The sequence below is a fragment of the Fusibacter ferrireducens genome, assembly GCF_015352425.1.
Taxonomy (GTDB): domain Bacteria; phylum Bacillota; class Clostridia; order Peptostreptococcales; family Acidaminobacteraceae; genus Fusibacter_A; species Fusibacter_A ferrireducens.
On sequence record NZ_JADKNH010000003.1, the window covers coordinates 24,862 to 43,447 of the forward strand.

The window sequence follows — 18,586 nt, forward strand, 5'->3', positions numbered from 1 at the left end:
TAAAACCTACGAGATAAAACCTATGAGATAAAAACCACGAAATGAAAATGAGATGAGATATAAAAAAGTCATGGGTATTTAAAATCTATAGTATCCAAAAAGATACTTAGTACTAAAAAAGACCGTACTTGTATAAAATATTCATACACAATATAATGAGTGTATAATCTATTGTATCATTTGAACGTGTGATATACAAATAAAAAATAAGGAGGCATCATATATGAAAATGTTAGTTACAGGAGCAACTGGAAAATTAGGAACAAAAGTCGTACAGCATTTACTTAAAACGGTGGCGCCAAATGATCTTGCAGTCAGTGTGCGCAATCCCGAAAAAGCTAAACATTTAGAGGCGCGTGGCATAGAGGTTAGACAGGGAGACTTTGACAAGCCAGAGACATTGGAGACTGCTTTTTCAGGTGTAGACCGATTGTTGATCATATCAGCTGATGGTGATAATGAAACGAGAATACGTCAACACACCAACGCTGTTAAAGCAGCTCAAAACGCAGGTGTTAAGTTTATTGCATATACCAGCCTTGGCAATGCAAGTGAAAGTACATTGTTTCTAGCGCCAGTGCATCAGGCCACAGAAGCAGCTATTTTAAAAACCGGTATTCCGTATGCTTTTCTCAGAAATAATTGGTATCTTGAAAACGAAATAGGGAGCATTCAAGGTGTGTTGGCAGGTGCGCCTTGGGTCACTTCAGCCGGTAGCGGAAAAGTGGGGTGGGCACTTCAAAATGATTATGCAGAAGCAGCCGCTAAAGTGCTTTCTGGCACTGGACATGAGTGTATGACTTATGAACTCTCTGGAAAGCTGAGAACTCAAGAAGAACTGGTTGCTGCACTTGAAGTCGTATTAGGGCGGTCTGTGCAAGTTCAACAAGTGGATGATGCCACTTATGGCAATATAATGAAAGCAGCGGGTATACCAGATTTTGTTGTTCCAATGCTCATCGATATTCAATCAGATATCAGAAAAGGTGCCTTAGAAATTCAAAACAGTGATTTTGAAAAGGTATTGGGGCATCCAGTGACTCCAATTGAAGATGCATTAGCTCAGATTGTAAGTGCCGTTTCAAATGGATAATTCTTTTAATAAGACAATATAAGTGGACCGACTTTTTTAGGCATTGTGGTTGAATAAAACTTATTCAGCTTCTATAGCATAATAAAGTCGGTCTCTTTCGTTCAATAAGTGGCATATGCCGAATTGCTTGATATTCAGATTAAACTATATTATAATATCGTAGGAACATATAAAATAAGAAAAATCAAGGATGGCATAGGATGAAAAGAAATGTATTAGTTATAATGATAGTGGCTTTTGCTGTGATGCTTATGGCTTGTGGCAGCGGTAATAGTAGTGTAGCTGAAGAGCCTGCGAATTCATCGGCAAACAGTTCGGCAGAAGCCTCAAATGAACCAAAGGATGCAGTAGAATCAACTGGTGAAACTCAATCAACCGATACAACTCAGGTTGAAGATGATTTAAAAGGATGGCATTCTGAATTTTATAATGCAGAGAAAATGAACGGCGTAGTGCTCAATATGTATGGCGTTACGGACTCGATTATTCCTGTACTCGATCAATTTACAGCGGATACAGGGATTGTTGTTGAAAACTTGACCATGAAAAACGGTGAAATATTACAGAGACTGATCAATGAAAAAGATTCTGGCACTGTGATTGCCGACATATGGTTCACAGGAGGTGCAGATACTTTTATCAGCGCGTCGCAGCAAGGTCTATTGCACGCTTATCATTCGCCAGAAGGTGAAATTTTAAGTGATATTATGAAAGATAAAGATGGTTTTTGGTATGGCACTTCATTGACCCTAGTGAACTGGGTGGTGAATACAGACCTGATTGCAGAAAAAGGTCTTAAAATGCCTGAGACATGGGATGATTTACTTCAAGAAGGTTTAAAGGGAGAGGTCTCTATGTCAAATCCAGCATCGTCAGGAACGGCCTATAACACTGTAAGTGCCATTCTTCAAGTGCGCGGAGAAGAAGCGGGTTGGACATACCTTGATCAGTTAATTGGCCAGGTGCCATTTTTCACTGCTAGAGGAAGTGATCCTGCACAGAACGTTGTTTCAGGTGAAGCCATTGTCGGAATCAATGCAAGTAATGGAGATCGTGAACTTGAAGAAAATAATGCGCATATTAAGCTCGTGTATCCGAAAGATGGTACTGGCTGGTGGCCGCAACCCGTTGCAATTGTAGAGGGTTCTGAAAAACTGGATGAAGCAAAAGTGTTTGTGGATTGGTTGATCTCTAAAAGAGGGATGGAGACCATTGCAGAAGTTAGAAATGCAGCAGTTGCAAGAAATGATGTGGCAATTCCAGAGGGCATTGTGGACATTAACGATATTGAGCTTCTGCCAGTGGATTTTCAAGCAAATGCCATTGATAGAGATGCTATTTTAGTAGAATGGGAAAAACATGTAGAAAAATAGGATGTAGAGGGACCGATGAAACACAATAGAAGTGTGATCTTGACAATCTCATATGGATTAATCATTGCTTTTTTACTCTATTTTGTGGCGTTACCCATCGTCAGTGTTGTGATGTATGGATTTGGTGCTGAAAATAGTATGTGGCGCAATTTAAAAGGCATAGAAAGAAGTTTAGGTTACCTGAAAAACAGCTTGGTCGTATCCCTGTCGGTCACAGTTATTGCAACGGTCATTGGTTTGATCATGTCCTTTACTCTGAATAGAGTGACCTTTGTTGGAAGAAGAATCATGAAAATCTTGGTTCTTCTTCCTTTTGTCAATCCGCCTTTTGTAGGGAGTATATCGTACATTATGCTCTTTGGCAAACGCGGCTTGATTACACATCAATTGCTTGGACTCACCATATCCCCTTTTGGACTTCAAGGCATATTAATTATTCAAATTTTGAGTTTGAGTTCACATGCATATCTTTTGATTTCAAGTTCCATAAGAAAGATTGATGTCACTTTGGAAGATGCGGCCAGAAATCTAGGGGCCACAGAAGCCAATGTTTTCAGAACAGTAACGGTGCCGATGATGCGCCCTGAAATTTTAGGGACTGCGCTTTTAATCTTCTTGGAATCCATGGCAGATTTCAGTACACCGCTTGTAATCGGTGGCAGTTATCAGACGTTGGCGTCTGATTTGTACATACAGATAACCGGGTTATATGATATGACCTCTGCAACGGTCTCCGGTATTATTTTGCTAATGCCCTGTATAGGCATTTTTATCTTGCACAAGTATTATTTTTCAAAGCATAGTTATTTTTCAGAAGACAGCATATCCATAGATATTGAGTACAAGCATATTGGTAAGAAGACCAAACTATTCCTAGTTGCGTTTTGCGGCATATTTATAAGCTTTGTGCTTGCAAAATATCTCTTTATTGTCATTGGTGCTTTGACTAAGTCATGGGGGCATGACTATACATTTACGCTTGAACATATAAAAGCGCTTGGCAATAGACAGTATAAACCTTTTGTCAATGCTTTCAAGTTGGCAACAATAAGCGGTTTAATAGCGTCTGCCACAGGCGTTACTCTGGCTTATCTCATCCAAGTCAAACAACTTAAATTTTCTGGAATGGCAGATTTTTTGGCGACAGTGCCTGCAGCTATACCAGGGATACTCTTTGGCATAAGTTATCTGGTGACCTTTAAATATCCTCTCTTTGGTATTGGCAGACTGTGGCTTACGGATCTTAAGGGCATTGTGCTCATGGGATCGGGTATCATCATCTATTTGATATGTATCGCTCGATTCATGAATACGGGTTTAAGGTCGGGTTATGCGCTTTTTGAACACATTCATCCAGATATTGAAAAAGCCTCATATAATCTCGGGGCCAGTGTTGCTCAGACTTTCGTAAAAATTACAGTACCTTTGATGAAAGATGCTTTTTCGGCTTCTTTTTTGAAGAATTTTTCTTCGGGAATGGTGACTTTAGGGGCGATTATTCTCTTGTTAATTCCATCGAACAAGGTAGCTGTTCAACAGGTGTTTCAAATTATTACAAGCAGTGATACAGGAAATGCAGCTGCCATGTCGCTAATGCTGTCTCTGATGACTTTTGTTTTTATGAGCGGTTACTATACGCTGTTCAATATGAAAGAGTTGATGGAACGCGCAATTGAAATAGGAAGGCGGAAATAGCATGAGTTTGAGAATCGAAGGTGTATCTAAAACATTTAATGGCTTTCAAGCACTAAAAAAAGTAAACTTAGAAGTCAAAGAAGGTGAAATCTTAGCTCTGCTGGGATCATCCGGTTGTGGCAAAACCACTTTGCTTCGCATTATAGCTGGCCTTATTGAGCAGACAGAAGGCAAAGTATGGATTAATGAAACGGATATATCGGGGTGGCCAGCACAGAAGCGCAATACGGCCATGGTTTTTCAAAATTATGCTCTGTTTCCCCATATGAACCTTGAAGAAAATATTGCCTATGGCTTGACACTGAAAAAAATGAGACGCAATGCAATTAGAAGTCAAGTCAATGAGGTGTTAAAGCAAGTACAGCTTGATGGGCTGAATAAGCGAAAAATCCAAGAGCTAAGCGGTGGGCAGAAACAAAGGGCTGCACTTGCAAGAGCGCTTATTACGAAGCCAGATATTTTGCTCTTTGATGAACCGCTGAGTAACTTAGATGAAAAGCTTAGAGTCAGCATGCGTGAGGAAATCAGTAGAATTCAGCGCGAGACAGGCATTACATCTATTTATGTGACGCATGATCAAAAGGAAGCCATGGCAATTGCGCATAAAATTGCGGTGATGAGTCACGGCGAGGTCGTCCAGTGGGGAGAACCAGAAGATATTTTTTATAGGCCGGTCAATGCTTTTACTGCTGATTTTATGGGACGTGTCAATGTCTTTGAATGTCAGAAAAACAGTCAAGGTATATTTACATTTTTGGGAAAAACTATTGAGACATCTTCTAATTCAAAGGCGATTCAATTGCTCTTACCGCCTGAAGAAGTGGACATATATGAGACCGATAAAGGGCAGTTGATTCAGGGAACTGTCGTGGCAATAGAACTGTCAGGTGCTTTGATTCACTATCGTATCGCGGTTAAAAACCTGCACCTGTATGCTTATCGATTGCGCAGAGTCAAAGAACGGATTTATAGTGAAAATCAGACGGTATGGATTGACTTTGATATCAAAACCATACACATTTTTGAAGAGAGGTAAACATAGATGATTATTGATTTACATTTTCATACAAAACAGTATTCTTCCTGTAGTCGGATCGATATGGAAGAGGGGATCGAACAGGCTAAAGCGATGGGCCTAGAAGGGGTTTGTATCACTGATCACGATGTTTTTGCCTGCAGAGAAAAAGCCCAAAGATTACAAGAGAAATATGGCATTCTTGTGATTGTCGGTACAGAGATTTACACTAAAGAAGGGGATTTATTATGCTTTGGACTTGATGAAATCCCTTCAAATCAACCTTTTGCACAGGATCTGATTGATCACATCAATCAAGTGAGGGGTGCCTGTATAGCGGCGCACCCTTTTAGAAATAACAATAGAGGCATGGGGGAAACGCTTCGGCAATTAAAAGGCATACATGCGATTGAGAGCTTAAATGGAAACACGAGTAAAGCAAATAATGAGAGGGCAAAACAAATGGCTCATGCGCTGGGGGTGCCCTGTACAGGCGGTAGTGATGCACATTCATTAGATCGAATCGGGAGTTATGCCACACGCTTTTTAGAGAACATAAAAAATGAGAGCGATTTAATATGTGCAATACGTCGTGGACAAGTGATGCCTTGGGGAAAATGCTGAGGGTTTGGGGCGCATATTGGAATAGAAACGAACGATAAATATGTGCAAAGCGAACTATCCAAATAGAGCATTATGATTTATAATAGAGATGACAATGGGTTTTATTGAAAGGAGTTGAAGGGTTATTGACTTTATAAAGTTTAGGAACTTAATTTTAAGCAGTGAAGTCACTCTTATGGGAAAAATACTCGTGTATGCAAAAGAAAGGGACTATGCTAAATATACTTCAACTCTTGCAGAAGCATGGCGTCTTTCAATTTCAGGCCTATCGGAAGCCTTGATTCAGGCAAGTTATCGATCAGAATCCATTCCTGAGATAGGTCCAGATGAGGATTTTTCAAAAAATAAAATTGCAGAATTTGGTGTCATGGAAGCAAAGAGACATCGCTCAAGAGGCATTACACTTGAGATGTTCTTGGGGTTGATGAAATACTATCATCAGTCCTATATCGACTTAATTGCGGAAAGTGATTTTTCAACTGAGGAAAAGGTGTTCTTTTCTCAGTATATTAAAAGGTATTTTGATCATGTGGAACTGGGGTTTATTACAGAGTGGACCACATTATCTGAGAGCACAAAAGTACAGAACCTTCAAGCCCAAAATCGTGATATAACCAATGAAAAAAACAAATATCTCACCGTATTTGAAAGCATATATGATCCCATAGTTTTAGTGGATCAGGACAATCGTATTGAAAATTTTAATCATCAAGCGGCTGTTGCTTTCGCCGATACAAATGTCTCAGGTAAGAAGTACTATAGCGATACTGACATGGAAAACACATTTACATGGCTTAAAAATGAGATTGATCAGTTTATGAAGCTAAAAAAAGAGGAGATCTCCATAGAGCAAACACTCTCCACAAAATTGGGACAGAAAACGTATGTCATCAAGTTAAAAAAGATGATGGATATTACTGAAAGATATGCAGGTACAGTTGTGACCTTTAGCGATATTACAGATCGATTAGAGTTTGAAAGACAATTAAAAGCACAAAATGAAAAATTAGAATATTATGCCTACACAGATCACATGACAGGTGTATTAAATCGCAGAACGGGGTTATTTACTCTTGAAAAAGAACTTGCTTCAATAAAGAGTAAATCGCTATCTGTGTGCTTTATGGACATTGATGGGTTAAAATATGTCAATGATAAATATGGACACACTGAAGGCGATAATCTGATTAATTTTATCGTTACGACGATAAAAGAAAAGATAAGTTTAAAGGATTCAATCAGCCGATTTGGAGGAGACGAATTTTTAATCATCTTTCCAGAGTGCAGTTATTCTGAGGCGGAAGTTGTTATTCGCAGTATTATTGAAGCGTTAACAGATCATGACAATAAGGGAATAGACGCGTATAAACATGTCTTTAGCTATGGTATTGTGGAAGTGCTAAGAGCCAGTGATTATGACTTAGATGACATCATTAAGCTGGCTGATCAAAGGATGTATCAAAATAAATCCAATAAGAAAAAACGTATAGATAAAAGGACATAAGATTTTCAAAATTTGCTTTAGAGTTGATTTGGATGTTTGGGAACAGACGTCTTAAATGAACTCTTTTTATATACGTCAGTATAAATGTAATTGTGACCTCATCAAATTCTAATTTTATTCTATATAAAATTCAAATAAAATCTTGTTAATATAATAAGAAAAAGAGCAGAAAGGTATATATTAACAATGAAGATGATTAAAACAATTACGATGATGATGGGTTTGATTTTAATTGGACTCTGGGGAAGTGTATTATTTATAGGGGGACGTATTGGAGCTTATGCTTGGTGGGGGGTAATCGGTTATTCTGTCATAGGTGGCATAATGCTTATGGGGATGTTTGTAAACGTATTAATCCGATTAGTGAAAAAGAAAAAGATTCATGCGATTCAAATTATAGTAATTGGCATCTCTCTTTTAACGGCTTATCCTCTGACTTGGTTTTTATTGCGAAAGCCAATAGCTTATCCTTCAGATGTAAATAAAGCTTCACCTGCTGTAGTTGTGGATTCACCACTCAAAGGCAAAATACTAGTAGCGTGGGGAGGAGACGATATCCAACATAACTATCATGCATGGCTCTCGTGTGAGCGTTGGGCTTATGATTTAGTGATGGCACCGACTCTGATAGATAGTGATGATCTAGATGCTTATGGCATTTATGGACAAGCACTTTATGCACCTGTAGACGGCGTTGTTGTAGGTGTTTATGATCAAGAACAAGACATTGTGCCCCATGCAACAGAATTTTTATCTGCACTGGGCAATTATATTTTTATACAAATAGATGAAACAGGTACTTACTTGGTGATGTCGCATTTAAAGCCAAATTCTGCACTGGTAAATGTGGGGCAGAGCGTAAAAACAGGTGAACAAATTGGGCTTATAGGGAACACAGGGTCCACCACAGAACCTCATCTTCATATACATCATCAACGAGAAAATCCCAATGAAATATTGTTATTTGCAGAAGGATTGCCACTTTATTTTAGAGATTATTCAAGTGAGAAAATGCCCTTAGGTGGTCTTGAGACAAATAAAGAGGGTAAGGATATCTTGGTGGGAGACCATTTCTTTGGAAACTAAATTTATAATAGAACTAAATTTTTCTAAAGTGTTTAGTTGGATTTAAACTTGCTTTAAAGGGACTTGGGGGGATTATGAAAAAAATAGTATTAATTGCATTAAAGAAGCTTACAAAAGAACATTATTTAGAAAAGCTTAACGATTTTTTAGGCAATTATGTTGAAATTGAAGGCTATAGTGTGGAAGAGGGCATCGAAAACATCTATTCAGCGGATTTGGTTATTATAACAGGTATGGGTGTTGCAGAACCCTTTAAAAAACACATTATTACGGATGCAGAAATCATATATTTAAGACGAACATACACCAAAAAAGGACTGAAAAAAATGTTGGATTTGCCCAGTGGTATTACAGCAATGTTTGTCTGCAATGAGATGGTTTCCGCGATTGAAAGCATCTCCATATTAAATACCATTGGGATCAAACATATCAATTTTATCCCTGTATATCCTGGAATGGCAGAAATTCCGGATTTAAAATATGCAATCACACCGGCACAACTGGAGTATGTGCCGAAGGGTGTAGAGCATGTAACCGATATAGGATGGCGTGTTATTGATACGACGACGATGCTGGATATTGTGACAAAGCTTGGGATCATGAATAAGGCCATTAACAATGCCATTGCAATGCGTCAAAATGAAATCATATCGCTCAATCTTGGATTACAGTATATGTTTGAAAATTCAAACATGGTTCTAGAAATGACCAATGAAGGTGTTATTTATACCGATGATCATTTGAATATAAAAGATTATAATGGTTCAATGATCAAAATAATTCAGATGTCAAAATATATAGGTCAAAATATTATAGGCACAATCATCCCTGAAACATTTGCCGAGATCTTTACTCAAAAGGAAGAAGTGGAAAAGTATTCGTTAAAGCATCCTTTGTTTAACAAGACTTTTGAAGTTTCAAAAAAGGCTTTTATTGTGAATGGCAAAAGTTATGGTTATATTTTTTTAATAGAGGATGAAACGGAAGTTAAGTCTTTAGAATTTAGGTTAAAGGGTCAATCCATTTCAAGTGGCTATGTGACCAAATATGCTTTTGATGATATTTTAGGCAAGAGTGATGTGATCATGAAGTGTAAGGAAAAAGCCCTAAAAATGGCGACTTCTGATAATGTCGTCTTACTAATAGGTGAAAGTGGTACGGGTAAAGAATTGTTTGCACAATCCATACACAATGCTTCCCAAAGAAGCAAGATGCCTTTTTTGGCGATAAATTGTTCAGCTCTATATCCTCAGCTATTGGAAAGTGAGTTGTTCGGATATGAAGAAGGTGCCTTTTCGGGTGCAAAAAAAGGTGGCAAAAAAGGGTTGTTTGAACTCGCGGATAAAGGGACTCTTTTTTTGGATGAAATTGGTGAGTTGCCCATGAGTGTACAAGCTAAATTCTTGCGCATATTGCAAGAAAAAGAGTTGATCAAAGTAGGTGGATCAGAAATTATTTCAGTAGATGTTCGAGTGATTGCTGCCACTAATAAAAAGCTCACTAAACTGATTGAAGAAAAGAAATTTAGAAAAGATTTATACTATCGGCTCAGTATTTTTCCGCTGTTAATACCACCACTAAAAGAAAGAAAAGAAGATATCTTATTTCTGGTGGACCGTTTTGTAAAGGATTTAAATGCAGCAGATAAAACGATGAGTCCTGAGTTAATTCATTTTTTAACGACTTATTCATGGCCAGGCAATATTAGAGAACTTAAAAATTGTATTGAATACATGACTTTCATGGGGGAGCAACGATTAAATATTAGTGATCTGCCACCATCTATCACCAGTGATATGGAAAGCACATTGCCCCTTAAGAATCGTAATTTTAAAGATTTATCTTCCACAGAAGATCAAATTGCGTCGTTTATTTTGACCTTTATAGAGGGCAAAGCCGCTGGAAGAAGGGCCATTTGTGATGAAGCTGTAAAATTGGGTTTGACGACTTCGGAATATAGAGTTAGACAAACGATGATGTATTTAAGAAAAAAGGGTTATATTGTTTATGAAACCGGTAAAAAAGGCGCAACAATATCTGAAAAGGGCCGAAAGAGGTTAAGAGAAATCAACCCCTAAGATACATGTAGAGGGACCAGCCAAAGGTCGCAATTTTATAATTGCATCTTTTGGATGATCCCTCTATTTTTTTAGCGATAACTTATAGAATATAATTTATAAGATGTAAGTTTAAAAATGGTTACAAGTTACCAAAATGAACACGTTTAAAGTGATTCTCAGCGAGCCATTTTTTCAATTCAGGTTTGCAAAGTGTATCCAAATCTTGACATCTTCCAAGCGTAAGGCTGGAATGATCCAAAATGTATTGGTCAATATAGCCAGGATGAAAATGCAACTCAACAATTGCGTTTTCAGGAGCTTTTAACAGACCAATTCGATCTTCATAGAAATCTTCCAGTTTCACACCTCTATTGAGCATTGACATGTACTCGGGTGATATGACTGAGTGGACGGGCTTATAACCTTCAAGAGGTGGTAAATCAACAAATTGATTCATTGGCGAAATGTGTACATTATGAGCTATTGCGACATCATAAAGTGCGCGCTCCACAGCTTCACCACCGACTGCATGACCTTCAATATGCTTTGGATAAGCACCTGTAAGTGCTTTGTAACGTTCCATTTGAGCTAAAATTTCAATTTTAACGGCTTCGTATTCAAATGTCTTTGAACCATTGCGGTAGTGAGCTGAGCCATAGAATTTACCTTGCTCATCTAAAAGTGATGGAATCAATGCTGGATCTGCGCAGGGTTTCCCAAGGACGAGATTGACATGAAGGCCAATAAATAAATCTGGATAATGATTTGCCAATTCCAAAGCGTGCACGGCAGTTGGAAGATTGATCATGATAGAGGTGCTGCTCACAACGCCATCGGCATAGGCTTTAATAACACCGTGATTAAAAGCTTCTGACATGCCGAAGTCATCTGCATTGATAATAACGCTTTTCATAAGTGACCTCCTTAAAATATACCTAAGAATGCGCCGAAAATACCGAACAAAATAATGCCTAAAAGTAGAGTGGAGATTTTGATTTTCTTGCGAATGAGATAGAAAATGGTCAACATCACTGTAAGTGGCAATATGCTTGGCATGATGTTGTCTAATATCGTTTGGAGCACAAGGGTTTCACCACTGCCCATAGCAATGGAGATTACCGTTTTAATCCCTACAAATTGTGCGGTCATGGCACCGATCATAATCATACCAATCATAGAAGCATAGTAGGTTATGTTTTCAAATGCCCCGGATTTAAAAGCGGTTGTTAAAAATTGTTCCCCAGTTGTATAACCTACGTAAAGCAGTTTGTACCGCGTATAGGCAGATGGCAGATGATAAATTAATAGGAATAAAATTGGGCCAAGAATATTGCCTGTCATGGCAAGTGGAATACCAATACTTGCGGCGATCAGTCTAACGGTTCCCCAAAATATGGAGTCTCCTATACCGGAAAGTGGGCCCATGAGTGATGCTTTCACTGCATTGATTGAGTCAGAATCAAAGTCACTGTGCTCGCTTCTTGCTTTTTCAAGTGAGGCGTTAATCCCCATGATAAAGGGCGCAGTCTCATAGGTGCAATTGAAAAAACTTGCAGAACGTACAAGGGCATTTTTTTTCTCCTCAGGACCTTTATGAAAGGTTTCGATTGCTGGAATCATGGCTTGTGCATAACCATAACCTTGCATCTTTGCCATGTTGAATGAACCGAATAATCGCCACGATTGTATATACATTTTTTTGAGCATTTTGACTTCATCTTGAGACAAATTGACCTTAGATTTACTCATTGAAAAACGCCTCCTCTTCATTTTGAACAGTTGCAGTTGCAAAGTTATTTGCAAATTGAATTTTTAATTGTTCGCTTCTATAGTATTGAGTAATTGCAAATACGGTTGCAATAATGGCAATAGCCAAACTTGGTAGATGAAGATAGATCACCATAACAAAACCTAAGAAGAAGAAAGCAAAAACCTTTTTATCGAAGAGCATATTGAGCAATAATGCAAACCCAACTGCTGGGAGCATTGCACCTGCGGCCTGAAATCCGCCGGTCACAAACGATGGAATCTGGTCTAAAAAGGCACCAATACTATTTGAACCAAGCCAAATTGCGAGGAAGATTGCAATGGCAGTTAAGAGAGGAAATAAAAGAGTCATGAGAAAATGCCATTTCTTGAGTCCTGCTACGTCTCCCTTTTCTGCCGTTTTATCCATTACTGGGATGAACAAAGGCACCAGAATACTCGTGGTAACTTGTCCGAGGACAACCCCAAGCATGGAGACGGGCACTGCAATGGCAAGTGCTGAATTGGCATCAACGCCGACAATAATAGCAATGGCTGTACCGACGATTGTGCCAACAGTGGCATCTGCAGGGACAGAGCCTCCAATGGCAATAACACCGAGGAAAACAGATTCGAAAGTAGCACCTAAGATAATGCCTGTGGTGAGATCGCCAAGAAGAAGTCCCACAAGAGGACCAACGACGATAGGACGGTTAAAATGGAAAAGGCCCATCCCTATACTTGTAAAAATGGATACATAATAAACCAATGCGACTAAAAATGCTTTTAAAATCATACGCTTAATCTCCTTTCAAGATTTTGTTTATGTTCTTTTTATTTGCATCAGGCGTCAATTGGGCTTCAATTTTAAAGCCAAGGGCATCTATTGATTTGAGTATTTGAAATTCATCTTCAGTGACTTTAACACATGTGGCCAGTTCCGTTTTAGGGTGGCCGTCTTTAGATGGGAAAAGACCGTAATTTCCGAGATTAACAAGTTTTATGGCTTTAACGTTTTTTGAAATTTCCAGTGCATCTGATGGATTGGAAACGACCACAAGCAATCTAATGGATTCAGTTCGTGGATCATTTAAGAGGTTTATCCCTGAGGGAACATCTTTAATTAAAAATTTCACATTATTTGGAACGGCCATTTTGAGCGTCATTTTCTGCATTTCATTTTGAACCACTTCATTGTTAATTAAGATAATATGTGTGATGTTCAAAACTTTTGTCCAAGAGACGGCAACTTGCCCATGAATTAAGCGCTCATCAACGCGCAACATTTCAATCATTTAATCACCTCGCTTTTAAAAAAATCATCTGAGTTGGTTTCCTCTGTAACTTCAATTGGTTTTACAAGTTGTAGGTGTTGTCTGCTGTTTTCAATAAGATCGCTTAGAATTTTATTGGATAGCGGTGAAGGTTGATATAAAACTTCAAGAATGATGGAGATGTTGAAGCCGGATATCAGAAAAACATTGGGTGAATCGATGTATTGCATGAGTTTTTGATTGACACTGCCACCATAGAGATCACTGAAAATGACGATTTCATCATCTTGATGAGTGGTTTTAAAAAAAGAGCTGAGTTGGTCTGAATAGGGTGTGTCGTCAACATAAGCATTGATATAAGTGATCTTGGCTTGATTGTCGCCAATTATAGAGAGAAGACTCTTCACGCCGTCTGCCAAATAGCCATGTGTTGCAATTAAAATGCTTCTCATTTTTAGGCCTCCTTATACTTGTATTGTCACTGATAGAATAATGCAAAATTGATGCCATGTTTTTTTAAAGCTCTGAAGCGTTGATTTCAGAATAAAGTAGACAGATTCTTCAACACTAATCAGTTTCTTTCAACACAAAAAAGCCATGTCAACAATAGTGTTGAAGACATAGCTTAAACAACAAGATTTGAGCCGAAAGCTGTGATGAGGCATGTTCAACCTCAAACAGCGTCAGCGAAAATCGTTTTGAGACATCGAGAGATGGCTCAAATGTTGTTTGTGTGCAAGATTTGAGCCGAAAGCTGTGATGAGGCATGTTCAACCTCAAACAGCGTCAGCGAAAATCGTTTTGAGACATCGAGAGATGGCTCAAATGTTGTTGTGTGCAAGATTTGAGCCGAAAGCTGTGATGAGGAATGCCCAACCTCAAACAGCGTCAGCGAAAATCGTTTTGAGACATCGAGAGATGGCTCAAATGTTGTTGTATGCAAGATTTGAGCCGATAATGATTTTTAAAAAAGACATTTATTTAATTGGCATAGGTCAAACTATCCTCAAGAATTTCAAAAATCAACAACAGTTCAGATTTGGGTACCGTAAAATGATACTTTTTTTCAATGGTATTGAAGGCGCGCTTGCTCAAATGGACAAATTTATTTTGAGCGGAGGATGGCTTGTAATCGTCTTCAATGTCTTTGAGTTCATGGAGAATTAAGCGTTCGACCATGATCGAAATATGCATCAAAAGGTTTAAGCGAATATGATGCTCAAAGGAAACCTGATAGTAGTCTTCATATTTTTTAATCACTTCGGATACTTCGCTGATGATCACATTGGGATTTAGAAAGCTTAAATGGTCTTTAATGCCTTCAATGGAAAAAAGCTTGATGATGTTCTCAGTGATTTGATCGAGCTGTGCTGCGGATAGAATTTGTTTAAGTGCAACTCTAAATATGTTTACTTCTGACATGTTGAGGATGTTTTCAATATTTACAGAGGGTATTGGATGCGTTGAAATAGGCGTTGTTGTAATGATCAATTGGGTATGATTAAGTTGTGTTTTTGAACTGCTTTGAATCAAACGCTTGAGTTCTTGATATTCTATTGTGAGAATATCCAGTTGATTGGGGAGGAGGACGCCATCAAAAATGGATTTGATTTTTTGGGCAATGCCAATGCCAGAGATACAAGATATGATGACATTGTTACCCAATGTCAAACCTTCATAAAATTTAGTCTCAGAGATATAAGCATTTTGCGTGGTCTCTATGATTTGCTGAAAAGGTATATGTGTCTGTATTTTAAGGCCGATATCTATAGCCATTAAAGTGGATAGATTGTTGACGATTAATAATTCGCCATTGAGATGATTTTTTATGGGTTCATAGAGAGTTTGCAATGACCCCATATCCACCAGAAGGATTACACCTTTTCGAGTGTCAATATTTTTTAAATAGGCATTTACTTGTTTAATAATTTCGGCATTTGAAATGTTAATAGGCATGTCAAAGGGTTCAAAAATATAGTCTTTACAGAGGACATTTGCCACTGAAGCAATACTGGTTGCTGTGCTTTCGCCATGTGCGATGATGATGCCTTCGATGGTATTGACACTGAAATTTTGGGGTTCAAGTATATAATAGATCAGTGCAAATAGTGTATTTGAATCTACAGATGTATTCTCTAAAATAGAGGCAGAAATTTTTTCGGAAATTCTAAACTGTGTGTTATTGGCATAAACGATTTTTGCCAAGAGACTTTCACTAAAAGTCAACTGACCATCATGCGAGATGATATAGATGCAAATTTTTTTTAACAGCTCAATGATACTGGTGTGCAGTTCAATCCCGTATGTTGTTTGGACCAAGTGGATACAGGTGTCTATTTTACTTAAAAGCTTTTGCTCATTAAGTTTTAGATAATTTTTATCCACTTCCTGGGTATAGAAACTGAAATTTGTCATAAAACGATCAATTTCATCTATGATCTGTTTGATCATTGCTATTGGATCTGCCTCAAAAAAGTCCGTATGATTGGCGATGGTCCATATTTTATCTTTGAATTCATGGTAGAGTTGTGTGCTTATCTGTTTTTCTGTATGAGATCGAAAGGCTATTCCAAAAAAATGTGTAGGCGTTTGAATGAGTTCTGAACTTTTAATTTCGTTGGTTTCGTACACAAGGTGTTCTTTGGTTAAGATAAGTTGTTCGGTTGTAGATTGATTATTATAGGCGTTGGCAATACTGATTTTTATGGCATTATTCAATGTGCCGATATTTCCAGTAGCCTCCATAGAAAGAAGCTTGTTGATGAGTTGTTCGTGTACGAGTAAATTTTTCTGAATTTGAATCGCTTCGTTTTGATAAAGAGATTCGATCAGATCAAGTTTTTCCATGATTGGTCTGCTTTTGTAGTTCAGCAAATGAATTCGAATTGGAATTCTGCGTAAAAAAGTGCCGATCAGATGTGTGTTTGTGTCTTCTGTTGTGGCGAATATAAATCTCACGTGACTGGAATGCCAATGATCGTTTTCACCAAGACGCCTGAATTTACCTTTATCCATAAAGAGAAATAGTTTTTCTTGGTTCTCTGAGGAGAGACGATGAATTTCATCTAAAAATAGATAACCGCCGTTTGCGGCATCGAGCAGCCCTTTTTTATTTTTAGTGGCACCCGTAAATGCGCCCTCAGTATGTCCAAAGAGCATAGAAGATAAAAGTTCAGGATTGTTTGCGTAATCCGCACAATTGAGTTCTACATAGGGGGCTTCAGGGGGAATAACTTCTTTTGAAAGTGCATATTCGTATATGAGTGAAGCCAAATAGCTTTTGCCGACACCACTATCTCCGGTAATGATAATTGGGAGGCCATCAGGTGGGTACATGACTGCAGATTTACACTGAGATATTTGATTCAAGTGACTGCCTGAATAGCCAATGAAGCGTTTAAAAACGTCTTTGGATGGAATAAACTGTATTCTGTTAAAACGCACTGGGCGCATTAAAGTTTTCTGTAGACGTCCTTGTTCGCACAGTTGATTGAGATAAAGGCTGACAACACTTCGCTTAAGGGATACGTGTTCCGCTAATTCACTTGCGGTAATGCCGCCCAAATGATTATATTGATCTAAAAGAGATAGCAGTTTCTGGTATAATTCTTCCTGAGCTTTCATAAAGTATCTATCACTCCTTATAAAAAAGTTTATGGTACTCGTAAGTAAATTGTAAGTTTAAAATTAAAAAGTGTCAAAGTGAAATCATATAAAAATTTTTTAGGTTGAAATTAAGAATTCATCGGGACATTACCGGGAAAACGCCTGAAAAGATGGATCGAATTGTAAATGAAATATTGATAAAGCCTATCTTTTAGCGCTTTAAACAATGAATCCTATTTGATTTTAATGAGGTTCTAAATGGCCTATTTAAATCGTTTAAGATTATTTTTTTGTAATATTTAGAGTGATTTTGTTATCTTGGCGATTGTAATCCCGATTTTGGCATATAAATTGCTTTATATCATGGATGTGCAGAAAAATATTAAAAAATAATATGAGGAGGTGAAAGTATGGAGGCATTATATGTTGTAAAAACCTATAAACAGCTTCATTCAATACCTGAAAAAGCACTCAATGAAATTGAAACATCAAAATACATTGCGTCAGAACTCAAGCGTTTCAATTATGTGGTCAAAGAAAATTTTGCTGGAACAGCCGTCATTGCAGAATTGGATAGTGGCAAACCAGGACCCGTTTTTGCTGTGAGAGCAGATATGGATGCCTTGGAGTTTGGACTCGGAGATGAAACGGAGCTAATTCATGCTTGTGGACATGATGCCAATTCATCAATGGTTTTGGGTGCAGCTAAGAGGATTGCGGAAGAGGGTATTGACAAAGGTAAGCTTTTATTTGTCTTTCAACCTGCGGAGGAAACAGGGGAAGGCGCTATTATGATCTGTAATAGTGGCTTGATAGACAACGTTGAAGAAATGGTAGGGATACATCTTAGACCTTGCCAAGAGGCGAAATTAGGTGAAGCGACACCGGCATTATGGCATGGCGCATCCAAGATGATGGCTTTCAAAATTAAAGGATTGGCGGCTCATGGTGCTAGGCAACATTTAGGGGTAAACGCCATAGATGCAGCGGCAATTGCAATTAATGCAGTAAATGCAGTACGTGTGGATTCTAGGGTATCCCATTCAGCAAAAGTGACTCATATTCATTCCGAAGGTACAGCAACCAATATTATTCCTGAGACTGTGCATATAAAATTGGATTTAAGAGCACAGACGAATGCCATTATGGATGAATTGACAGAAAAGATTGAGCACGCAATTATGACAAGTGTCAATTCAATTGGTGCTAAAGCTGAGAAGACCTATAGTCGTGGCTTGCCAGCAGCTGATTATGACGAAGAGATGGTGGCGATTGCAAGAGAGGTCATCGTTGAAACATTGGGCGAATCTATGCCACCTATTGTAACACCAGGTGGAGAAGATTTTCATAACTATATGCAAATGCTCAATATTAAAACGGCATATGTTGGAATTGGTGCTGATTTAACACCGGGGCTTCACAGACAAGATATGGCTTTTAATTTAAAAGCACTTGAGTATGGAGAAGAAATACTCACAAAAATAATTCAGAAAAAAATGAAATAAATTCA

Annotated in this window: 15 protein-coding genes; 9 read left to right on the forward strand and 6 right to left on the reverse strand. The window is 38.1% G+C overall.

Annotated features, from left to right (window positions below; translation table 11 throughout):
- Window positions 1–223: 223 nt before the first annotated feature.
- From ISU02_RS05255 to ISU02_RS05290, 8 genes are all read left to right on the forward strand, one after another.
- Complete coding sequence (locus ISU02_RS05255) at window positions 224–1,093, forward strand: SDR family oxidoreductase (protein ID WP_194700756.1); 870 nt, start codon at window positions 224–226, stop codon at window positions 1,091–1,093.
- A gap of 200 nt (window positions 1,094–1,293) precedes the next feature.
- Entirely contained in the window at window positions 1,294–2,466 is a 1,173-nt protein-coding gene (locus ISU02_RS05260) for an ABC transporter substrate-binding protein (RefSeq protein WP_194700757.1), read from the forward strand.
- 15 nt (window positions 2,467–2,481) lie between these two features.
- Window positions 2,482–4,161: an ABC transporter permease gene (locus ISU02_RS05265; protein WP_194700758.1), complete on the forward strand. Its 1,680-nt coding sequence runs from the start codon at window positions 2,482–2,484 to the stop codon at window positions 4,159–4,161.
- A 1-nt stretch (window position 4,162) separates the two neighbouring features.
- Complete coding sequence (locus ISU02_RS05270) at window positions 4,163–5,197, forward strand: ABC transporter ATP-binding protein (RefSeq protein ID WP_194700759.1); 1,035 nt, start codon at window positions 4,163–4,165, stop codon at window positions 5,195–5,197.
- A gap of 6 nt (window positions 5,198–5,203) precedes the next feature.
- Window positions 5,204–5,800 (forward strand): PHP domain-containing protein, encoded by a 597-nt coding sequence (locus tag ISU02_RS05275; protein WP_194700760.1) that lies wholly within the window; start codon window positions 5,204–5,206, stop codon window positions 5,798–5,800.
- A gap of 175 nt (window positions 5,801–5,975) precedes the next feature.
- On the forward strand, window positions 5,976–7,304 hold the full coding sequence (locus ISU02_RS05280) for a sensor domain-containing diguanylate cyclase (protein WP_207736195.1): 1,329 nt from the start codon (window positions 5,976–5,978) through the stop codon (window positions 7,302–7,304).
- A gap of 186 nt (window positions 7,305–7,490) precedes the next feature.
- The gene (locus tag ISU02_RS05285) at window positions 7,491–8,390 is read left to right on the forward strand and encodes a M23 family metallopeptidase (protein ID WP_207736196.1); all 900 of its coding nucleotides are present in this window, start codon (window positions 7,491–7,493) and stop codon (window positions 8,388–8,390) included.
- Window positions 8,391–8,464: 74 nt separating this feature from the next.
- A complete protein-coding gene (locus ISU02_RS05290) occupies window positions 8,465–10,468 on the forward strand; it encodes a sigma-54 interaction domain-containing protein (RefSeq protein ID WP_194700762.1) in 2,004 nt (667 codons plus the stop codon).
- Between the two features lie 121 nt (window positions 10,469–10,589).
- Here the strand turns inward: ISU02_RS05290 and ISU02_RS05295 are convergent, their stop codons facing one another.
- From ISU02_RS05295 to ISU02_RS05320, 6 genes are all read right to left on the reverse strand, one after another.
- Window positions 10,590–11,363: a ChbG/HpnK family deacetylase gene (locus ISU02_RS05295; protein ID WP_194700763.1), complete on the reverse strand. Its 774-nt coding sequence runs from the start codon at window positions 11,361–11,363 to the stop codon at window positions 10,590–10,592.
- A gap of 11 nt (window positions 11,364–11,374) precedes the next feature.
- The gene (locus ISU02_RS05300; protein WP_207736197.1) at window positions 11,375–12,199 is read right to left on the reverse strand and encodes a PTS system mannose/fructose/sorbose family transporter subunit IID; all 825 of its coding nucleotides are present in this window, start codon (window positions 12,197–12,199) and stop codon (window positions 11,375–11,377) included.
- Window positions 12,192–12,992, reverse strand: coding sequence for a PTS mannose/fructose/sorbose/N-acetylgalactosamine transporter subunit IIC (locus ISU02_RS05305; protein WP_194700765.1), 801 nt, complete (start codon window positions 12,990–12,992; stop codon window positions 12,192–12,194). Before ISU02_RS05305 ends, ISU02_RS05300 begins: the two co-directional genes overlap by 8 nt.
- Window positions 12,993–12,996: 4 nt before the next feature.
- Window positions 12,997–13,491, reverse strand: a complete 495-nt coding sequence (locus ISU02_RS05310; protein WP_194700766.1) for a PTS system mannose/fructose/N-acetylgalactosamine-transporter subunit IIB — start codon at window positions 13,489–13,491, stop codon at window positions 12,997–12,999.
- Window positions 13,488–13,922 (reverse strand): PTS sugar transporter subunit IIA, encoded by a 435-nt coding sequence (locus tag ISU02_RS05315; protein WP_194700767.1) that lies wholly within the window; start codon window positions 13,920–13,922, stop codon window positions 13,488–13,490. Before ISU02_RS05315 ends, ISU02_RS05310 begins: the two co-directional genes overlap by 4 nt.
- 529 nt (window positions 13,923–14,451) lie before the next feature.
- The gene (locus tag ISU02_RS05320; RefSeq protein WP_194700768.1) at window positions 14,452–17,094 is read right to left on the reverse strand and encodes a sigma 54-interacting transcriptional regulator; all 2,643 of its coding nucleotides are present in this window, start codon (window positions 17,092–17,094) and stop codon (window positions 14,452–14,454) included.
- Window positions 17,095–17,486: 392 nt separating this feature from the next.
- Here ISU02_RS05320 and ISU02_RS05325 point away from each other — a divergent pair, with 392 nt between their 5' ends.
- A complete protein-coding gene (locus tag ISU02_RS05325) occupies window positions 17,487–18,581 on the forward strand; it encodes an amidohydrolase (RefSeq protein WP_194700769.1) in 1,095 nt (364 codons plus the stop codon).
- Window positions 18,582–18,586 lie beyond the last annotated feature (5 nt).

Excerpts from the sequence above, each read along its gene's own strand:
- ISU02_RS05255 (WP_194700756.1), top strand. The coding sequence starts at position 224 with ATGAAAATGTTAGTTACAGGAGCAACTGGAAAATTAGGAACAAAAGTC.
- ISU02_RS05260 (WP_194700757.1), top strand. The coding sequence starts at position 1,294 with ATGAAAAGAAATGTATTAGTTATAATGATAGTGGCTTTTGCTGTGATG.
- ISU02_RS05265 (WP_194700758.1), top strand. The coding sequence starts at position 2,482 with ATGAAACACAATAGAAGTGTGATCTTGACAATCTCATATGGATTAATC.
- ISU02_RS05270 (WP_194700759.1), top strand. The coding sequence starts at position 4,163 with ATGAGTTTGAGAATCGAAGGTGTATCTAAAACATTTAATGGCTTTCAA.
- ISU02_RS05275 (WP_194700760.1), top strand. The coding sequence starts at position 5,204 with ATGATTATTGATTTACATTTTCATACAAAACAGTATTCTTCCTGTAGT.
- ISU02_RS05280 (WP_207736195.1), top strand. The coding sequence starts at position 5,976 with ATGGGAAAAATACTCGTGTATGCAAAAGAAAGGGACTATGCTAAATAT.
- ISU02_RS05285 (WP_207736196.1), top strand. The coding sequence starts at position 7,491 with ATGAAGATGATTAAAACAATTACGATGATGATGGGTTTGATTTTAATT.
- ISU02_RS05290 (WP_194700762.1), top strand. The coding sequence starts at position 8,465 with ATGAAAAAAATAGTATTAATTGCATTAAAGAAGCTTACAAAAGAACAT.
- ISU02_RS05295 (WP_194700763.1), bottom strand. The coding sequence starts at position 11,363 with ATGAAAAGCGTTATTATCAATGCAGATGACTTCGGCATGTCAGAAGCT.
- ISU02_RS05300 (WP_207736197.1), bottom strand. The coding sequence starts at position 12,199 with ATGAGTAAATCTAAGGTCAATTTGTCTCAAGATGAAGTCAAAATGCTC.
- ISU02_RS05305 (WP_194700765.1), bottom strand. The coding sequence starts at position 12,992 with ATGATTTTAAAAGCATTTTTAGTCGCATTGGTTTATTATGTATCCATT.
- ISU02_RS05310 (WP_194700766.1), bottom strand. The coding sequence starts at position 13,491 with ATGATTGAAATGTTGCGCGTTGATGAGCGCTTAATTCATGGGCAAGTT.
- ISU02_RS05315 (WP_194700767.1), bottom strand. The coding sequence starts at position 13,922 with ATGAGAAGCATTTTAATTGCAACACATGGCTATTTGGCAGACGGCGTG.
- ISU02_RS05320 (WP_194700768.1), bottom strand. The coding sequence starts at position 17,094 with ATGAAAGCTCAGGAAGAATTATACCAGAAACTGCTATCTCTTTTAGAT.
- ISU02_RS05325 (WP_194700769.1), top strand. The coding sequence starts at position 17,487 with ATGGAGGCATTATATGTTGTAAAAACCTATAAACAGCTTCATTCAATA.